Annotated in this window: 6 protein-coding genes; all 6 read right to left on the reverse strand. The window is 67.4% G+C overall.

The features are described from left to right. From AB0D85_RS22170 to pglW, 6 genes are read right to left on the reverse strand one after another with little or no spacing between them, the layout of a single operon-like run. Window positions 1-2133: a DEAD/DEAH box helicase gene (locus AB0D85_RS22170; RefSeq protein ID WP_362322676.1), complete on the reverse strand. Its 2133-nt coding sequence runs from the start codon at window positions 2131-2133 to the stop codon at window positions 1-3. Further along, a complete protein-coding gene (gene brxD / locus AB0D85_RS22175) occupies window positions 2130-3458 on the reverse strand; it encodes a BREX system ATP-binding protein BrxD (protein ID WP_362322678.1) in 1329 nt (442 codons plus the stop codon). Before brxD ends, AB0D85_RS22170 begins: the two co-directional genes overlap by 4 nt. After that, window positions 3455-6214 (reverse strand): BREX-2 system phosphatase PglZ, encoded by a 2760-nt coding sequence (gene pglZ / locus AB0D85_RS22180; protein WP_362322680.1) that lies wholly within the window; start codon window positions 6212-6214, stop codon window positions 3455-3457. Before pglZ ends, brxD begins: the two co-directional genes overlap by 4 nt. Before the next feature lie 11 nt (window positions 6215-6225). Then, window positions 6226-10161, reverse strand: a complete 3936-nt coding sequence (locus AB0D85_RS22185; protein WP_362322682.1) for a PglY protein — start codon at window positions 10159-10161, stop codon at window positions 6226-6228. Then, entirely contained in the window at window positions 10154-13900 is a 3747-nt protein-coding gene (pglX, locus tag AB0D85_RS22190) for a BREX-2 system adenine-specific DNA-methyltransferase PglX (RefSeq protein ID WP_362322684.1), read from the reverse strand. Before pglX ends, AB0D85_RS22185 begins: the two co-directional genes overlap by 8 nt. Beyond that, complete coding sequence (gene pglW / locus AB0D85_RS22195) at window positions 13897-18348, reverse strand: BREX system serine/threonine kinase PglW (RefSeq protein WP_362322686.1); 4452 nt, start codon at window positions 18346-18348, stop codon at window positions 13897-13899. The genes pglX and pglW overlap by 4 nt, the downstream gene beginning before the upstream one ends. Window positions 18349-18421 lie beyond the last annotated feature (73 nt).

An 18421-nucleotide genomic window follows, 5' to 3' on the forward strand; every position in this document is an offset into this window, starting at 1 on the left:
TCACTTCCCCAGGACTGTGAACCCGGTCGGTTCCCTGAGCGCAGCCGTCGCACCCTCCAGATCCGCGAGCCGCGCGGCAAGAGTGGCCTCCGCGAGCCGGGTCGGCAGTGCGGCGCTGAACTTGAGGCCGTACAGTGCCCGTGCGTCCACTGCGGGAAGGCACAGTTGATCGCCGGCCTCCGCAATGGCCTTCCTCCATTCCTCAGGTGTTACGTCCTCGCGAAGTCGGACGTAGACGTCCGTCGGCCTTTGGAGGGGATCGGCGATCGTGGTGAGCGTGGCGGCCAGAGTGGCGTTGGCCCGGTAGCCGGCCCAGGTCCACCAGCGCACGTTGGTGTCGCGCCCGCCCTTTATGACCACCGTCCCGCCGGGGTGGACCAGCTCGGAGCTGCTCTCGCGTGCCTCGGCGAGAGCGGTCACGGCGCGCCCGGTGAGCATGACCGGCGGGTCGGTGCCGAGGAGCACTTCCCGGGCCGCACGGGTCAGTTCGTAGGAGGCGGTCCGGCCTGCACCTGCTCCTCCCCAGCGCGCTTTGCCGCCGTCGTCGACCGGCTCGACGAAGCACCGCCGACGGGACCAGTCGATGTACGTCACCTGCCAGCTCTGTCCGGCTAGGAGCAGGCGCCGAGGACCAGCCACCTCTTCGGTCAGCAGCGCGGGATTGGTTGTGCCGATCTCGGTGCGGCCCGAGAGCACCGTGAACTCCGGAGCCGCGGTGAACACCGCGGTGAGGTCCATGAAGTGCCGGAAGCCGAAACGGCGTTCCGCCTCTGGGCCGATGAACAGCATTCCCCCGTCCCGGTCCAGGAACCCTTCCTCGATCAGGTGGCGCACGACGGGCTCGGCAGGAGTCCCGAAGGAGCCGAGCCCTCCCCACCACTCCTGCCACAGCCGGTCTCCCACCCGATGTTCCTGCAAGCAGAGGGCCAGTACCTGTTGGGCGACGATGTGCCGGGGTTCCGGCGGTGCTACCACTGGTTCCACCCAGCCGCGCGACCACAGAAGCAGCAGGGCTGCCGCACCGATCAGCCCGTCCTCGTCGACGGTGAGGAACAGGCAGTTGCGGGTGGAGCCCGGTCGTCGGCCCGTCCGGCCAAGACGCTGGAGGAATGAGGCCACGGTGGCGGGTGCGTCGATCTGGATGACGCGGTCCAGGTCGCCTACGTCGATGCCGAGTTCCAGGGTGCTGGTCGAGACGATCACGCAGTCACGCGCTTCAGCGAAGGCTTCCTCGGCCCGCCGCCGTTCGTCCACCGACAGGGACGCGTGGGACAGGAACGCGGTCACGCCCTTGGCCCGCAGGCTCTCTCCGAGCTTCTCGACCTGTCGGCGCGACTCGCAGAACACCAGCCGTTTCTCGCCGTGGTGCAGGCCCGCGATCACCGTGGCCGCGTTCTCCAGAGAGCCCACATAGTCGACCTGGATATCACCGGGCGGTGGCAGTGGAGGGGATTTCTCACGCAGGTGCGGGGCAATGACCCACGCCGGGCGGTGCCCGCTTCCCGAGCCCTGCAGCCAGGTGAGCAGCTGGTCCGGGTTGCCCACGGTCGCGGAAAGACCGATGCGCTGTACCGGTCGCCCCACGACCCGTTGCAGGCGCTCGAGTACGGCCAGCAGGTGCCATCCTCGGTCGTCGCCCGCAAAGACGTGCACCTCGTCGACAACGATAGCCCGCAGTCCGGAGAAGAACGCCCGGTGATCGACATTGGTGCTGACGAGCATCGCTTCCAGCGATTCCGGTGTGGTAAGCAGTACGTCCGGCCGCTCCCGCAGGATCTTCTTGCGGCGCGGTTGCGACACGTCTCCGTGCCACAGTGCGGCGGTCCGCCCCAGCCAGGAGGTGTACGTCTCCAGGCGCGGCAGAAGGTTGTTCAGCAGCGCCTTCAGCGGACAGACATACAACACCGAGGTGCCGGTCCAGTTCTCGTGCGCCATCTTCGAAAGCAGCGGGAAGGAGGCGGCCTCGGTCTTCCCGCCGGCGGTCGGGGCCAGAAGGACAGCGTCCGAGCCGTCGAGCAGCGGCTCGACGGCCTCCTCCTGGAGAGGGCGGAGCTCGGGCCATCCCAGGGTGTTGACGATGTGATGGACCAGTCCGGGATGTAACCGGTCGAGTGGTTCGGGGGCGCCGGTCATGGCAGCTCCAGCTCGATCTCGTCGGCGCTGCCTGCTGCCGCGTTGCGTTCGACCTCGCTCAACTCAGTGGCGTTCACTGTCAGCGCGTAGTGCTTGCGTGGGTCGAAGTCGTCGAATTCGTCGACCCGGTCCAGTACGTCCGCGACCAGCTTGCGCAAGAACAGCCGTGGGGCGATCCCGGCCCGCCCGCCGAGCTTGCTTGTCATAGCGGTGGCCAGCTCGGCGACATACGCATCATCGACCCGTGCCTCGATGCGCTCAGGGTGCTTGGCCGCACCCGCGTACAAGTTCCTTACGGAACAGCCGAGTTCGCCGAGTCGAACGAGATCGAAGCCGGTCAGTCGCAGCTGGACCGCCCGCGGTGAGTCGAAGCGCGGATCGGTCGAGAAGTCGGTCGCCAGCCGCTGGGCGAGCGGCGGCAGTCGCTGTATGCCCTGCTGTCCGTCGTAGAAGGCGGGGGTTCCGGTGATCACCAGGAAGAGTCCGGGAAAGCGGCCCGCGTCGATCTCGTCGAGAAGTTGACGCAGTGCGTTCAGCCCCTTCTCACGTACGTCGCCCCGGACCCGCTGCAAGGTCTCGATCTCGTCCAGCACCACCAGGAGCCCGGGATGCCCACAGTCCTTCAGTACGGTGAGCAGACCCTGGAGGAAACCGAGCGCCGCGAAGTGGTCCAGATCGCCGCGTACCCCGGCGGTTCGTCGCGCGGAGGCGGCCACCGACTTCTGGCCGCCGAGCCAGGCGATCACAGCCTCGGCCGTCGCCGAGTCCCCGCCGAGCGTGGCCTTGCGGTAGCCGCGCAGAGCCGCTGAGAACGCCGGCGTGGTCTGGGCGACCGCGCGCAGTCGTTCCTCCAGCAGGTCCTCGATCGCAGTCTCCACCGCCTCGTTGTCCTCGGCGAGTTCGGGATGTGACTCGTCCACTTCTTCTTCAAGGGTGTAGAACCAACCATCGACCACCGAGCGCAGCGCACTGGCGGGTTCGGTCGCGGTGGTCAGCCGCTCGGTGAGTCGACGGTAGACGGTCTCCAGCTTGTGCAGCGGGGTCTCCGACTCGGAGATCTGGATCTCGGCGGTGGCGAGCCCGGCCCGCTTGGCCCGTTCGGCGAGCCAGCGTGCGAAGAAGGTCTTGCCCGACCCGTACTCCCCGCGGATCGCGTGGAAGGACGCACTGCCCGACGCGATTGTGGAGATCCGCTCGTCCAGCGCGGGCGTGAAACGCTCCAGACCGACCGCGAAGAGGTCGAGCCCTGACTTCGGCACGGTGCCGCGCCGCAGTGCGTCGATGACCTCGCGGCGGCGGGCGGCGCTGACGGACGCGGCGCTCACACACTCTCCTCGGACAGCTCGAACTGCTCACGCAGCGTCTCACGGTTGAGCCGGACCCTGGTCCGGGAGTCGATCAGACTGATGACCTCGTAGCCCTCAATGTTCAACAGCCGCGTCAGCACGGTCACAAGGCCCTCGGGCCGGGTGTTCGTACGCCCACCCGAGCCGAGGGCGGCCGCAGCGACCGCCGCGAGCGAGAGTGTGCCGCCCGCATGGTCGAGTGCGTCGATGACGGCGGCGACCACTTTGTGCTCCGGCGGCTTGCGGACGAACTTGCGCTGATGTCTGTAGATCGTGGTGTCGAGGATCCGCCGGCCGAGGGTGAGTACGTCCGATTCCGCCGGTGGGGCGGCGGCAGGCACCTCGACCGCATCGTCGGCGAAGAGCTCGCCTTCCTGAGGCCGGGGTTTCGGCCTGGCCTTCGCCGCCTTCTTCACCGGCTTGACGGGGATGGGCACGGGCGTGGACGTGGCCTCAGGATCCCACCACGACGGCTGTACGGACTCGCGTGGCAGCTCGTTCCACTCAGCAGGTGCCAACTCGGCCGACGGCGCCAGGACCAGCACCGGTACCGTCATCTCGGCGAGCGTGGCACCACCGTGGTACCCGGCCTTGCGCGGGGTGTAGCGGATCCCTTCCAACCAAGGCACCGTGACCCGGCCGCCGTTCTCCAGTACCCGGGGCCCGGCCAGCGTGACCTCGCCTTCACCGGCCGTCGTCCCCGTACGCCAGCGCGCTGCCTCCACACCCTCGGCGATCGACTGCTCGGCTTCCGGTCCGGTCCGGTCCAGCACATGCCCGTGGCCGGACACCAGCACGACCGGACGCCCTTGCCCGCGCGCGTGGTTGAGGAGCTCGGTGAGGTACTTCACCCGGTTCACCGACCAGTCGGCGAGCGCGCTCCGCTGTCCGTGATCGAGACTCTCGCCGATCGTGTCCAGTACGACGCCGACCACGTCGTCCGATGCGATCGCGGCGACCAGCCGTGGATCGATCAGTTGCCCGGTCGGCCCGGGAATCTCGCTCTTGTGAAAGAGGACCGCCGCGTGCCGGTGCTCCTTCCAGAAGGCGGCGAACCCCTCCTTCTCCATGCTCTGACCGCCCGACACCGGCCGTCCGCACAGCAAGGTGGCCCGGCTGATCGCCGTCACCGAAGGGATCATCGCGACGGCGGCGGCCCGCCGCCCCGCGCCGGACAGTTCGCTCCACCGCCCGGCGCCGGTCAGCTCCTCGCCGAGCTGGGCCGCGATCGCGCTGCTCATCCCGTCCACGACGAGCACCAGCGGCGGCCGCACCTTCGCCAGAGGCAGTGCGATCGTCCGCAGGACGTCCTCGATGGGCAGTGCGCCACCGGGCTGCCCTGCGGTGGTGCACTGGACCCACGGCACGAGCTGAGCCGCGAAAGCCTCGTCGATCGAGGCCCGCCGTCGTCGTGCCGCGTCGTGCACCATGCGGTACGCCTGTGCCAGCGCGGGTTCGGCGTCCCCGTCACCCACCCATAGCTGTGCCAGCGTCCGGTCCACCCACCCCCAGTCGGCGACATGCGCGCACACAGCCTGGCCGACCGAGGACACGGCCGGTTCCGGTGTGTCCAGCCAGCGGAGCAGCCGTACCGCCATGCGCGCGAGCTCGACCCGTTCCGGGTAGAGGACAGCGGCGAGTTGATGCTCCGCCACATGCTCCCAGGCCGCTTGAGCGGCCTGCGGCCCTGCGGACAGGGCGTCGGCCAGGCCCTGCAGCCGCGCCTGGAAACCGGATGGAAGAAAGGGGTTGCCGGTCAGTGAGGTAGTCAAATGGGCGCTGTCCGCCAGCAGGTCAGCCTGGTGCAGCACATCGACAACCCGCTGCAGGGCCTCCTCGCTCTGGGGACCCCGCCCCGAGGCCTCGCCGATCCAGCGGGTCAGGGTGCCTTCCACCGCCCGTGCGTAGGCGCGCAGTTCGGAGGGCCGGGAGCCCCGCCCGAACACCGAGCCCAGTGCCACAGCCGCGTCGGCCGACGCCGTGTCCCCGGCCATGACGGACGCCAGCACACCCAGCGCGGTGGCTTCGGCCCCCCGTCCCTGGAGTGCGAGCCGCAGCAGCACGGGCGCGGCCTCTCCCGCACTCTGTGCCAGCCATTCGGTGATGCCCCGGCGTTCGGCCTCCGACAGCATGGCGAGGCGCTCGGGCCCGCCCGGCTTACGGGACCAGGCCAGCAGAGCGTCGACGTCCACCGACGCCCCGTCCTCGAAGACACCCTCAAGCCCGAGCCGCACCCCGACCAACGCACGCATCGCCGCGTCCAGGGTGAGCACGGCTCCGTGCTGTGGCCAGCCGCCCTGCGCCGCATCGGGCTCGGCGTCGATCAGCGCGGCCGGCAGCCACAGCCACGGGTCGCGCCGTATCCGCGGGTCGAGGTCGGCGGCACCGAAGAGCTGCTTGACGATATCGGCCTCGTCGACGGCGATGATCTGCGAGCGCACCATCTCGCCTAGCAGATCGAGACTGATCCGTTCCCCGGGCACATCCGTGGTGACCACCAGCAAGTCCGCGGCGTCGGCGCCCAGATGGGCCTGCCAGGCGTCGGTGAGTCCGAGCACCGAGGAGGCATGGGTGACCCGGACCTTGCGTCGGGTCCCGTCGCCAGCCGGCACGCTGAACTCCTCGGGGCCACCCGCCGCGTACTTCCCGTGCACCAGCAGCAGCCGCCGGCCCTTGGTGCGGGCCAGTCGGGTGGTGAGCAGTCCGGTGATGACCCGCTGGTCGAGTGCGGGCACGAGGGCTCCCATCAGAGATCACCGCCGGGCAGGCCGGAGCCGTCACCTTGCTCGCCGTCCAACGGCTGCCAGTTGATCGCGATATCGATGTCCGGATGTGCGGTGGCGTATTCGCGAATCTGGTCCTGTACGTCAGTGAGAGCCTGGTTAAGACGGTGCTCCAGCTCCAGCGCGCTCCCGCCCGCTGCGGCCTTCACCCGCCGAGAGCGCCGAGCGGCCGCCGTTGCGGTAGCGGGTGTTGCGGTACTGGGCGGGGAGGGCAGCGATGGCTGGTCGTCCGTGGTCGGGCTGCCGCCGCTGTGAACGGTGCCGGAGCCGGGGGAGTTCACAGCGGGCGTCACGGTCGGCGGGGGAGGAGACGGCACAGGTGCGACAGTGCTCAGCCGGGCCGCTTCGTTTATCAGAGCCACCGCCTGACCGCGTGCCCCGTTGAGGACCGGCTTCAGGCTGGTGTCGTACTCGTTCCTCGACGCAGCGTCCGCGATCTCCGCGAGCAGTCGCTCGGACCGGTCGGCGAGGCCGTCCCCGCGGCCCGTGTACTTCCGTACGCTGTCGATCAGTTCCCAGTCGGTGCCCTCCAGCGCGTCCAGCACCTCTTGGGCCGAGGAAATCACCTTGCCCAGCTCGAAGTACGTGCTCGCATACGTCGCCGCCGCCAGGTCCCGGGCGAGTGGTGTCGCCTCCGGAGTCTGTTTGATCCGTGCGAGGAGGTCGGCCGCGTCCCGCACCGACTGCTCGCGGGCGGTCGGTGCCTCGTCGGTGATGCCGAGGGCGGAACGGTAGCGGGCCAGAGCCCGCCGCAGCCCGTTGACGGCGTTCTCGCGGGCCTCCGCCTTGGTGCGGACATCTGTCGCGAGCGCGTTGACGTTACGGGTGAACAGGACCGTCGGCACGCTCGTGCCGAACAGCGCGGCGGCCCGCTCGTGCGCCCTGGTGTACTCCTCCTCGCTGGGCCGTTCCTGTGCCCGCAGCGCCCAGCCGGGGCCTAACTGATCCAGCGCGGGTGCCGTCTCGGCCTTGTCGCGGTAGACCCAGGAACGGTCCGCGAGCAGGGCATAGGTCGCGATCACCAGGTTGGAGACCAGTTTGTCCAGCCCCGTCCAGCCCAGCTCGGCGATCCAGGTGCGGATGTCCTCGACCCCGAAGTCGCCCTTCGCGCCGTGCTTGCCCGCCTGCTGGTCGATGTGCCGACGCCAGTCCGTGGAGACATTCAGCGGCCCGTCGTGTACCTCGCCCAGCTCCAGCGGGTGCACGATCCGTGCCACATCACCAAGGTCTCGGCTGTCGACGACGACCCGACGTGAGTTGTCGTCCATGGCCTTGACGATCCAGCCGTACGTCATCTTGAACTTCGCGGCCGTTACCGGCTTGCGGCTCTCCTGACGGTCGAAGTTCGGGTGCTTGGGATACATCGTGTCCAGCAGCCCGTCGGCGAGCTTCAGCAGGTTGTACTCGAAGGCCCCGCCGCCCTGGAGCTGCGGAGTGTGCCCGGCGTACAGCGCGTGGACGTTCTTGCCCTCGGTGACCTGGGCGCCCAGGTCGCTCTCGTTGGCCCTGGCGATCCCATACGCCTGATGCAGGACCTGCCCCAGCTGTGCGACGAGGGTCTCGCGCTGCGCCTCCAGCTGGTGCCGCACCCGCACCTGGTCGTCGGAGCCCAGATGGGTCGCGAAGTCCTTCAACCGATCACGATCGAGCAGGTAGTTGATCTTCAGCAGGCGGCCGAGCTGGGTACCCCGCTGGCTGGAGACGAAGGATGGCAGCCAGACGACGGTCGCCGCGTCCGGCTTCTCCCGCTGCAGACGGTAGACCCGGTTCTCGCCCGCGCTGGGTGCGACTTTCTCGTCCTCGTCGAAGGGGTAGTCGATGACCAGGCGGATCCGGTCCGGAGCGGACGGCTCGAACTGCGCGTCGGGCAGGACCTGAGCATCCCGTACGTTCTCGAAGACGAACTCTGCGGTCCGGCGCGTTCCGTGCCAGACGATCTCACGGTCGGCGACGAGTGTGCCGTTGTCGGCGATCTTCAACTCCCGCCACAGCCACTCCTGCACCCACCGCTTGCGTGCCCCGAGGGTGTCCTTCTCCCCGACGCTGTCCAGGATCGGCTCCACATCCAGATCGGACAGATGCAGCGTGAACACCGGATCCAACTCGTGGCCGTCGCTGCGCAGTTCTCCCGGGAACTGCGCCTGGAGCTCCTGCATCCGCCTGACCACGATCCGGTCCTCCTGACCGGTGCGCGAGCGGATCGACCCGTGGTTCAGCGCGTTCAGCCGCGGCCCGGTCAGCCGGGCGAGAGCCGGCACCTCGGGTGCGAGATAGGCGAGCAGCATCGTCTTGACGAAGCGTTCGTCGGCCTTGTACTTGGCGTCTTCGGCGGACCCGTACTTCTCCAGCAGGTGATCCTTCACCTTGCCGTGGAAACGGGTCGCCGCCTCGGCCTCGCTGCGCAGTCGGTCGGTGAACGCCTCGCCCATTCCCTCGGCCAGTACGTCCCACAGGTCGCCCAGCGGGATCAGCTCGCCGACCTTCATGTCCTCGCGCCGCCGGTAGAGCATCTGCTGGAGCAGCTTGAGACCGGTGCGCTCGCGCTGGAGTGCGCCGGAGAGGGCCACCAGGACGTTGAGGAGGACGGGCGAGACCGGGTAGAGCGCCTTGAAGTCCGTCCAGTCGGCGTGGGTGACGCCATTGGCGTCGAGAAGTACGTCGCGCACTGACTGGTTCGAGGTCTCGATCCGGGCGAAGGCCGCTTCGAGGGCGGCCTTCGCGGCGTCGTCCTTCGGCTTGAGGACGCGCTCCTTGATGATCTCGGGGAGATTGCGGTCCTCCAGACTGATCGGATCGATACGCCCTGCCAGATACTTGACCTGCTGTTCGAGGTTCTTGGCCTCGGCACCGACCGCATCGGAACCGATCAGCTCGGACAGGTCGCGCTGGCGGGAGATGAAGGAGATGACGGGCAGCGCGCGGCCGCCCGTGCCCGACTCGATCAGCTTGACCAGCTTGTTGACCTCGTCGTTGACGAAGGTCCGTTCACGCAGATGCGCCTGGAGCCAGAGGATCAGTTCGTCGAGGAAGAGGATCAGACCGTCATAGCCGAGGGACTTGGCGTGCCGGCTGATGATGTCCAGGCCGTTCTCCAGCGGCAGGAAGGCGTTCTTCGCGCCGAGAGCGCCACGGGAGTACGAGGAGTACGGACCGGACAGCAGCGCGGACGCCAGCCATTCGCGGACCTTCGGATCGGGGGAGGCGGCGAGGGCTTGGTCGAGGAGAGCCGGGGACCAGGTCTCCGGAGCCTCCTTGACGTCGAGGTCGATCAGGTCGTCCTCGTCGTCGGCCGCTGGGGTCTGCTGGGCGGATGCCCTCTCCTCCTTGGGCAGCGCGGGATTGCCGAGCCAGCGGACGAACTGCTCGTCGTCGGCGAAGAACTCCCGCTGGCGGCGGGCGTCGTCGAACATCGCGTCAGCCCGGTAGACCGACGGAACCGGCGCGTCCGGGTGTAACCGCCGGACTGTACGGACGTAGCCGCCGAGAATCGCCGAGTCGAGGTCGGTCGCGCCGACGAGGTGGAACGGCACCATCAGGAACTTCCGGTCCCGCAGCCACGCGTCATGATCTGCGATGATCGGCTGGAGTGTGGGCTTGGCGCGAGCAGCCGGGTCGTTCGAGAGGATCGCGTGCAGCACGGTCATGAAGTGGCTCTTGCCGGAGCCGAAGGAGCCGTGCAGATAGGTGGCGTCGGACGAGCCCGCCCGGACGGATGCCTCGACGATCTTCAGTGCACGACGCAGTGCCTGTTCCAGCTGCGGGGTGACCACGTACTCGGCCACGCGCTTGGCGGTCTCGTCGAAGCCACCGGACAGCTCGATCTTGAACGACCCGGCACGGACCACCTCGGATAGGTCCAGTACGTCGCGGAGGTACAGCTCGCCGCTGCCGTTACTCATCGTCTTCCACCATCTCGGTCGTGACCGCTGTCGTCTTCGTCTTCACTGCCGTGACTGTCGCCTTACGCGCCCGGGTCTTCTTCACCGGACGCCAGTCGCCGAGAGTGGCCGGGGTGAGCTGTGCGCTCGCCAACTCCCCGTCCAGGAAGCTCTGGAACTCCTCGGCGGCCGACTCCTCGCCCCACTCCTCGTCGACCTCTCCGAACCACTGCCGTAGCCACGGCATGAGCTCCGCGATCCCGGCGAGCAGCGGTACGAGCCGCTCGGTCGGCCAGTCCTGTTGCTTGCGGCGGTCACTGACGAGGTTCAGCAGCGCGCTCGCCTGGTCGCGCTGGTCCCAGCCCGCCCAGCCGAGGAGGAGGGTCGGGTCGGAGTCGGGGCTCGCGTCCGGATAGGACACGAAGCGCTCCTTGGGTACGTCGAGCTTTCCCCGGTTTGACCAGTAGGACTGCTTGGTGAAGTCCGCGGAGGTGTACTTCGGCGGTACGGGTATGTCGAGCCGTTCCCCGGTACGGTCCTCCTCGCGCTGCTGCTCCCATACCTCCTCCCACTGCGCCCGCTTTCGCAGACCGGTGTCCTTGTACCGGTACGCGGCGAGGTAGGGGACGTGCTCGGCGTCGACTACGTCTGCCAGGACCTGGGTGAGGGAGAGGTTCGGTTTGCCGAGGTGGGTGGCGTAGAGGCGGGCCGTGTTGAGGATGGCTTTCGCATCGGGCAGCTTTTCGAGTTCATCGGCGAGCTGAGCGATGGAGAGAGTACGGGGTTGCACGAAGTCGTTGAGGATGTGGAACCAGAGGGACTTGTCCTCGCAGCGGTCGAGTAGCCAGGTGCGGAGGGCGGCCTTTTCGCGCTTGTCCCACGGGCCGGTGGCCCAGCGGCGTTTGCACTCGGGGCGTTCGATGAGGGCGAGGTCGCGGCGGGTGGAGATGGTGTCTATGCGGGCTTGGACGATGGCCTGGTACCAGGCTGGCCAGGGGGGTGGAATTTCGGTGACGGGGGTGGAGCGGTGGCGGTCGAACCAGGCGGTTTCCAACTCCCCGGCGGCTTGCTTGCGCGCGAGCACGATCTCGAAGGCACGTTCTCCGAGTTTGACTTGGGGGATGGCGGTGAGTGCGGGGGAGGGGGTGGTGAGGCGGGCCTTCTCGGCGTCGGTGAGGAGCCCGTAGGAGTGGTAGACCTCCCAGTCGAGCTCCTCCTGAAGTGCGATCATGCGCTGGAGGGTACGTGTCCAGGCGGTGTGGGCAGCGTCGAGACGGGTTCGGGTGGGCGGCTCGTCGGCGGTGCGGATGGTAGAAGGTTCGTGGGTGGCGAGTTCCTGGGCGAGGGTATCGAGAGAGCGGCTGAGGTGAAGGGGGAGTTGGGCGGGCAGGGGGAGATTTTGGAGTTTGGTCCCGGTAAACTCGTAAAAGCGTTCCCACTCCTGTGACTTGAAGCCCTCGTTGATCCCTTGGCTTCCTTTATCATGGCTGACCTGCTTGAGCCAGAAGCACGCCGTCGACGAATTGAGCAGCCCGAGCAAGGCCCAATGTTCTCGCTCGCTTGCTCCCTCTGGCAGTTTGAGCACTGGCGCGCTACGAATGAACACCTCAGAATTCCTACGCAGAGAGAAGTGAGGGTGAGTTGAAACGAAGGAGAAGGTTATCAAGAATTTTGCCGAGTAGCGGGCCGGAGAGAAACTAGAGTACTCGAACCATGTGAGCCCTTGCTCCTCTTGTGTCCCCGATAATGCTCGACGCAGCTTGAGTAGGTGTCGATTCGGCCAAAGGACTCGTTCTGTGGCAGTGTCAATCTCGGCAGTTTCACCATTGGTTGTATAAGGGAAGATTGATTGGGTTCCTGTTTCGATCGCCCAATCGCGAACCGAATTCCCTCCGAGCAAGGGGCGAGTGTCCGTAGACGGTATTTCCTTGCGGATAGCTGTCGGGAGCCCGATCATGTAGGCGTCGTCTTCACGGGTTACTGCGCAGAAGCCGATGTTCCGAGTCTCGGACGTAAGTTTCCTTGGTGCGGATGCGTTGATCTGGGTAGTGAGCCCGGAGGCGCCTCCCCCGCTGAGAGACCAAGGATGTTTCGCGAACTGTCTACGTGCGGCATCGGTGGCGGAGACCCATTCGGAGTCGCTGCCAGGTTTGTCGACTTGGTCCGTAATGGCGGCCCAGACTAAACCGTCTTCTGCGATAGGTGGCTGGGATGGCTCGCCGCGGACTCCCAGTACGGCCCGAACGGGATTCATCTGCGCTGGGAAGTGATTTCTCCCGATCAGGATGACCGTTGGCGTTCCATGACCCGGAATGTAGGCGCCTGATGTGTCTATTACATGCGTAAGGTTAACTTTCGAGTTGAAGAAATCTTCAATCAACTTCACGCCGAACTCTCGCTTCATGAAGGAGTTCGCTGTGATCTGGCCGACGTAGCCTGCAGCCTGGTCGGACCCTCCCGTGCGAATTGCGAGCTGAAAGAGTCGCTCGGCGAAGGGAACTGAAAGAGCATATTGACGTGAGCAGGATTCGTAAACTCGGTAGTTCAGTTTCTCTTGGCTGTCCTTGACAGTGATATACGGCGGGTTCCCTACGACCACGTGATATGAGTCCCGTGTCAGCAGGTCGCACCGCTGCGCGTAGTCCTCGATGTCTTCGGTGCGGTAGTGGAAGACCTCCTGCGAGGAGAACAGGTCTTCGCTCTCCCGTTTCGGAGCGCCCCGTCCGTGCAGCAACGAGTCGGCCACCGCGATGTTGATCGGGAACTCGCCTAGTGCGTCCAGCCGCCGCTTGCCCGCCTCCTTCAGTACCGCTACCAGTAGCCGGAACCGGGCGATCGCCACGGCGAACGGGTTCTTGTCGCAACCGTGGACCGAGGCCAGCGCGCGTCGGATCAGCGTCCACTCGCCCGCTACCTTGTCGGTGTCCCGCCATTTCTCCAGTAGCCGCTCGAACATCCCCAGCAGGAAGTGCCCAGACCCGCACGCTGGATCGATCGCCCTCAGTCCCGCCGGGAGTTCACGTACGCTGCCACGCCCGTCGCGGATCTTCACAACGTGATCAAGCCCGAACTCCGCCACCGCCGGTTCCAGCGTCAGGTCGAGGATGAACTCCTCGACGAAGACCGGGGTTTGGAGCAAGGCGTATGTCTTCCGGGCGTGCTCGCTCAGGTCTTGGTACAGGTCGCCCAGGAAGCGTGTGTCCAGGGTGGGGTCCACGAAGGAGTGGACGATCTCGCCGTCGGCGCCGACTCGGCGCCAGAACTTCAGCAGCCCCGTGGCCGCCTCGTACGAGGGCTCGATCTCCCATAGTGGGTTGTGTGCCCGGTCGAAGAGGCCCGCTACCGTCGGGTTGGTCCCCGCCAGGTGGTCGAATGCCGCGATGATCCAGTCGCGGTCGTTCTTCTCCGGGTGCGCGGCGAAGAACGCCGCGTCGTGGTCCTCCGCGTCCTTGAGGCGTTCACCCAGGCCCGATAACCAGGGCCGGGCTATGAGGCCGTTGTCCTCGCAGAAGCGTACGAAGACGCAGCCGAGCACCCATGCCGCCGCGACCTGCGTGACCCGCTCGTCACGCCATGCCTCGTACGTGGCCGCCGTACGCCCGGCTTCGTAGGCTTTCCCGTATTCGTCACTCAGCCGCTCCCGGTACAACTCCACCGAGTCGCTGCGCGCCCGTAAGTCCTCCTCCAGGACGAAGACCTGCTTGCGCAGGTCCTTCAGCAAGCCGTCCTTGCCACCGCCACCACTGCCACGCGTGCTCACTGCGCTGATCCCCCTTGATGTGCAGCCAAGTTCTTGAGGAAGTCCTCGGTCAGCACCACGCGTTCCGCGTCGCCGCCGGTGACCTCCACCGTGTGTCCGTCCAGTTCCGGTGCGCCGTGCGGATTGTGGGAAGGAGCGAGCAGCCACAGCCCGTGCGGTCGGCCGTCCGGTCTGCGGGCCTCCCGCTGGAGCCCTACCAGCAGTTCGTGTCCACCAGCCGAGTAGTAGTGACCGAGGAGTCCGGATGAGTGGACGAACAGAGTCGTTTCCGACTCGCGCACGGACGCCTCCTCCAGTCGCTCCGCGACCCGGGGCCATACACGGACCACGAACGACCGCAGCCCGCCGGGCAGTTCACCGCTCCTGGTGTATCGGGTGTCCGCACCCAACACTTTGGACCAGTCCGTGCCGTGCTCGGTGGCCAGTTGCCGGAACTCCTTCAGGAAGACTCGTGCCAGATTCACCGACACCACGGGGAACGTGCTCGCGATCGCCTCCGCCACTGATCCGTTCTCGCTCCGCATCCGCCTGACCGAAACGTTCAGCGCGAGGAAACCGCCTTCCCGTACCGCGGAGTTGAGCTTCGAAGCGAGCAGGGCCACCGGATCCCGCCCGGCTCCCGCCCTTGCTGCCTGAGCCCGGGAGACGGCAGTCACCGTTCCCGTGGAGGACGAGTACAGCCAGCTGCTGCCGCTGCTCACAGGTGTGACGGGTATCGGCGGCTTGAAACGCTGCTCGGCGGTGTCGTACGTCAGCGGGAAGCCGGCCTTTTGCAGCGCGTCCTCGACCTCGATATACGTGGGCTTGCCGAGCGTCATCTCAGGGAAGCGGGAACGCAACCGTGCCAGGAGTCCGTCCCGGCTGATGCCGGCCTCGCGGCGTACACCCGCCGCGGCCTGCGAGATCTGCAGGGCCCGCCACAGCACCAGCGTCTTGGGGTACACCTCAAGACGCGGTGAGGCGGACGCTCCGGCCGAGGCCGCGGCGGCGAGTGTGACCAATCGGGCGTCGGACAGCGGGTCCATGCCCTCGGGCGCACTCACGGCACGCAGGTCGCGCAGCGCCGCACTCCGGTCGGGAAGGGGATCGGTGGCGGCGATCTTCTCGGCCGAGTCGCCCAACGCCACGGTGTACGTGGCGAGTTCGTCCGATGTTGGGTCGTCGGATCCGTCCAGCGATTCCAGGGCCACGATCAGCCGCCCCCGGCGCCGGAACTGCGCGAGTCGCGGCTCGTGCTCCTCGTCACGGCCGGTGAGCAGTGTCTCGGCGGTCACCGCCGCTCGTACGACGGCGAGCGCGGCGGCCTCCGTGCCCTCGCCGGTCTCGCTCTCCGAGCCGTGACCGGCTGCGAGTACCCGGGCCAGCTCGCGGGCGGTCATCACACGGCCGGCGTCCCGAACCGCGTCGACCAACTCACCGCGCAGGACGTCCATCCAGCCTGCCTCGGCCCAGTCGCCGATGGCTGAGCCGAGGTGCTTGGAGACCGTGTACTCAGAGGCTTTGACCGTCTCTGCGACCTGGCGGTTGGTCGGCCAGGCACCGATTTCCGATGTGCCGTCGAGCCCGAGCCAGGCCGAGACCACTTGCGGCCGCTTGTTGTCCTTGCGACCCGTTGGCTCCGGGTTGAGGAGGGCCGCGAGCCGTTCCACGTTCTGCCGGGCCTCGTGGTGTGCGCCGAGCTTGTCGTACCTGGCCGGCTCGAATGCCTCAACAGGCTTCACTGGTAAGGCAGTCGAGGCCTTGGGTTTCTTCGGACGGAGCGCCCCTGTCCACTGCCGGTGCCGCCGGTTGAGCTCCTTCTTCACGACCGCACCGATCCCGCGCTTGTTGCGGAAGCGTGGCAGCGGTACGTCGAGCAGCTCGCCGACCGTCACCGCGCCGAGTTCCTCGGCCACCGCCGCAGCCCGCTCGGTCAGCCCCGCGTCCCTGAGGGTGGTGGAGAGCTTCGCCTTTTCCGCGTACAGATCCCGGATGTCGTCCTCGGACAACCCCTCAGGTAGCCCTCCGACCCCCGTGAGCGACACGGTGTCCGTCGGCGGAGGCGGCTGGGTGCGGTCGGCGGCGGTGAAGATCGCCCGCCAGGCGTCCCGCATCTGCCGCAGCGTTTCGAAGCGGCGGTTGACGTCCCGGTGCAGCGCACGCTCGAAGAACGTCACAAGCCCCGGACGTAGTACGGCCACGAAGGCGTCGGAGGCGAGGAGCGGTGTTTCGTCGTCCAGGGCGGTCAGCGGGTCGTCGGTGCCGTTGCCCCAGATCGGCCGCTCGGCGGCGGCCATTTCATGGAGGACGACGGCGGCCGCGTACCGCTCCGCGTAGTCGTCGTACACAGGGCGCCGTGCGTCACCCAGGAACGGGTCGAGGTAGCCGCGGGTGCCCGCCTTGATGTCCCGGTCGGAGACGGCAGCCAGGGAGAAATCGAACAGCATCAGCTGCTGCTCGCCGTCCTCCCTGACCTTGATCCCAAGGTTGTCGGGTTTGAGGTCGCGGTGGCGCATGCCTCTGGCCGCCAGGTCGTCCAGCGCGGTGAAGAGGTCCTCGCCGCAGGATGCCAACTCCTCGTAGCCCAGCGGCCCGTGGCTGCGCAGCCGTCGGCCCAGGGTCTCGGGGCCCGCGTACTCCAGGGCGAGTACGGTCCGGCCGGCGAGGGTGCGCGGGCCCTCGTACAGTTTCGCGATGCGGCCGCTGCTGATCTGCTGCAGGGCTGCCGCTTCGGAGGTCAGGCGCTCGTTTTTCTCCGCGTCCAGAGCGACTTTGAGGACCCGCTCATCCTCCACCCTCCGACCACGTTCGTCCTCGCTCACGCGGGTCACGTACAGGGCGCGCGCGGTGGCGCCCGTGCCCAGCACCCGTTCCACGGTCCAGTCGCCGTCGACTGCTTGTCCGGGGGTGGCGTCGAGGAGGTCGGCCTCCACTGCGATGGCCTGCGCGGCACGGGTCTGCTCGGCCTCGTCGAGCCGGGCGAGAAACGCGTCGGCGGAGTCTAGGCGCTCGTCGACGGAGGCTCGGGTGGCGGCGTAAACCAGCTCGTCGAGACCGGAGTCGACGGCGTCGCTGACCGCGTACATGTGCAGCCCGCCGTCGGCCTGCAGCCGCTCCTTGAGCGCGGTACGGGTCTCGGCGGGCGGCATGCCCGTCAGGATGTGGTGGGCGACCGCTCCGAGACCGAAGACGTCCAGGTCCACTGGGTCAGGGAAGTCGGCGTCGGTCTCAGGCGCGAGATAGCACTGGGCGGCGTCCTCGATGTGCTCCCCGGTGAAGGAGGAGCCACCGAGCGAGCGCAGCGAGGTGGTGTCGAAGTCGCGTGCGGACGCCTGCCAGTCGATGATTCGCAGTACGGGGTTGCTGCCGTTCTCTCGCGCGCTGACGTACACCGAACGGGCGGCCAGCGCACGGTGGTAGAGCGATCGGCGGTGGGCGTAGCGGACGGCTTCGGCGAGCTGGCGGACCATGTCGCGGCGTACCGCGTCGGTCAGCTTCGCGCCATACACAGCAAGGTAGTTGTCCAGACGGAGATCGCTCTCACGATGGCGGAACAGGATCGCCGGACCGCCCTGGTGCTGGCGCAAGGTGACGGCCTGGGCGATGCCGCGGTGAGCGATGCCCTGGAGCACCTGGTACTCGCGCTCCGCGGCCCGGGTGGCGGAGCGGCGTTGCTCATCGCTCGCTAACTGTTCGACGAGATAGACCCGGACCCTGCCCTCCTCGTGGATCATCTCCTTGCGCTCCGCGAGCCGGTCCTCCCAGGTGGGGCCCGCATCCAAGGGGCGGGATGAGAGCTTCCAGCCGTCGCCGAAGTCGAGGTGGGCCATGGAGGCTCGCACCCCGATCTTCTTCATCAAAGCAGGGAGGTGCCGGGCGAAGTTCTCGGTGATTCGCCAGTGCTCGCGCTCCGGCGGGAGGCTTAGGAAGTCGTCCCAGATGCCGGGCAGCCCCGTCCTAGAGCCATCACGCCCGTACACGTGGGTGCGCTGCACCGTGTCCAGCTCGCTGTCGAGCAGCGGATCGGAGAGGAAGACAGCAGGGTCGATGCGCGGGATCCGTTCTCCCGGACAGATCTCGCGGGCGGCTTCCTGGAGGCGGGACTTGAGCTCTTTGGACTTCAAGTCGGTGAGGTGTAACGGATTGCGGATCGTGCGGATCCGGCCGTTGGGCGCGTGGAAGCTCCAGGTGTCGCCGCTGTTGACGACCCGGCCCGGGTGCCCCTTCAGCTCGACCAGATACAGGCCGCGGGGTACGGCGATGAAGAGATCGCACTCATTGATCCGGCCGCTCATGGCGGTGAAGGAAAAGGTCGCCCAGGCGTAGTGCGGAACGGTGAGTGGCATCCGCTGCTTGATGTGATCGAGGGCCGTCTGCTCCCAGGGAAATGGGGACGGTCGCGTCTGATACCAGCGTTTCACCTGAGGTGGACCGGGCCTGGGGGTCGCCTGGCCGGCTGCTGCCGCCACCGCCGTTCACCGCACCTTTCGTCTGCCCGATCCACCCGCCTATCGATGTGATCCATGGGAAGCGTGATGGGAT

Source organism: Streptomyces sp. NPDC048277 (genome assembly GCF_040652235.1).
Taxonomy (GTDB): Bacteria; Actinomycetota; Actinomycetes; order Streptomycetales; family Streptomycetaceae; genus Streptomyces.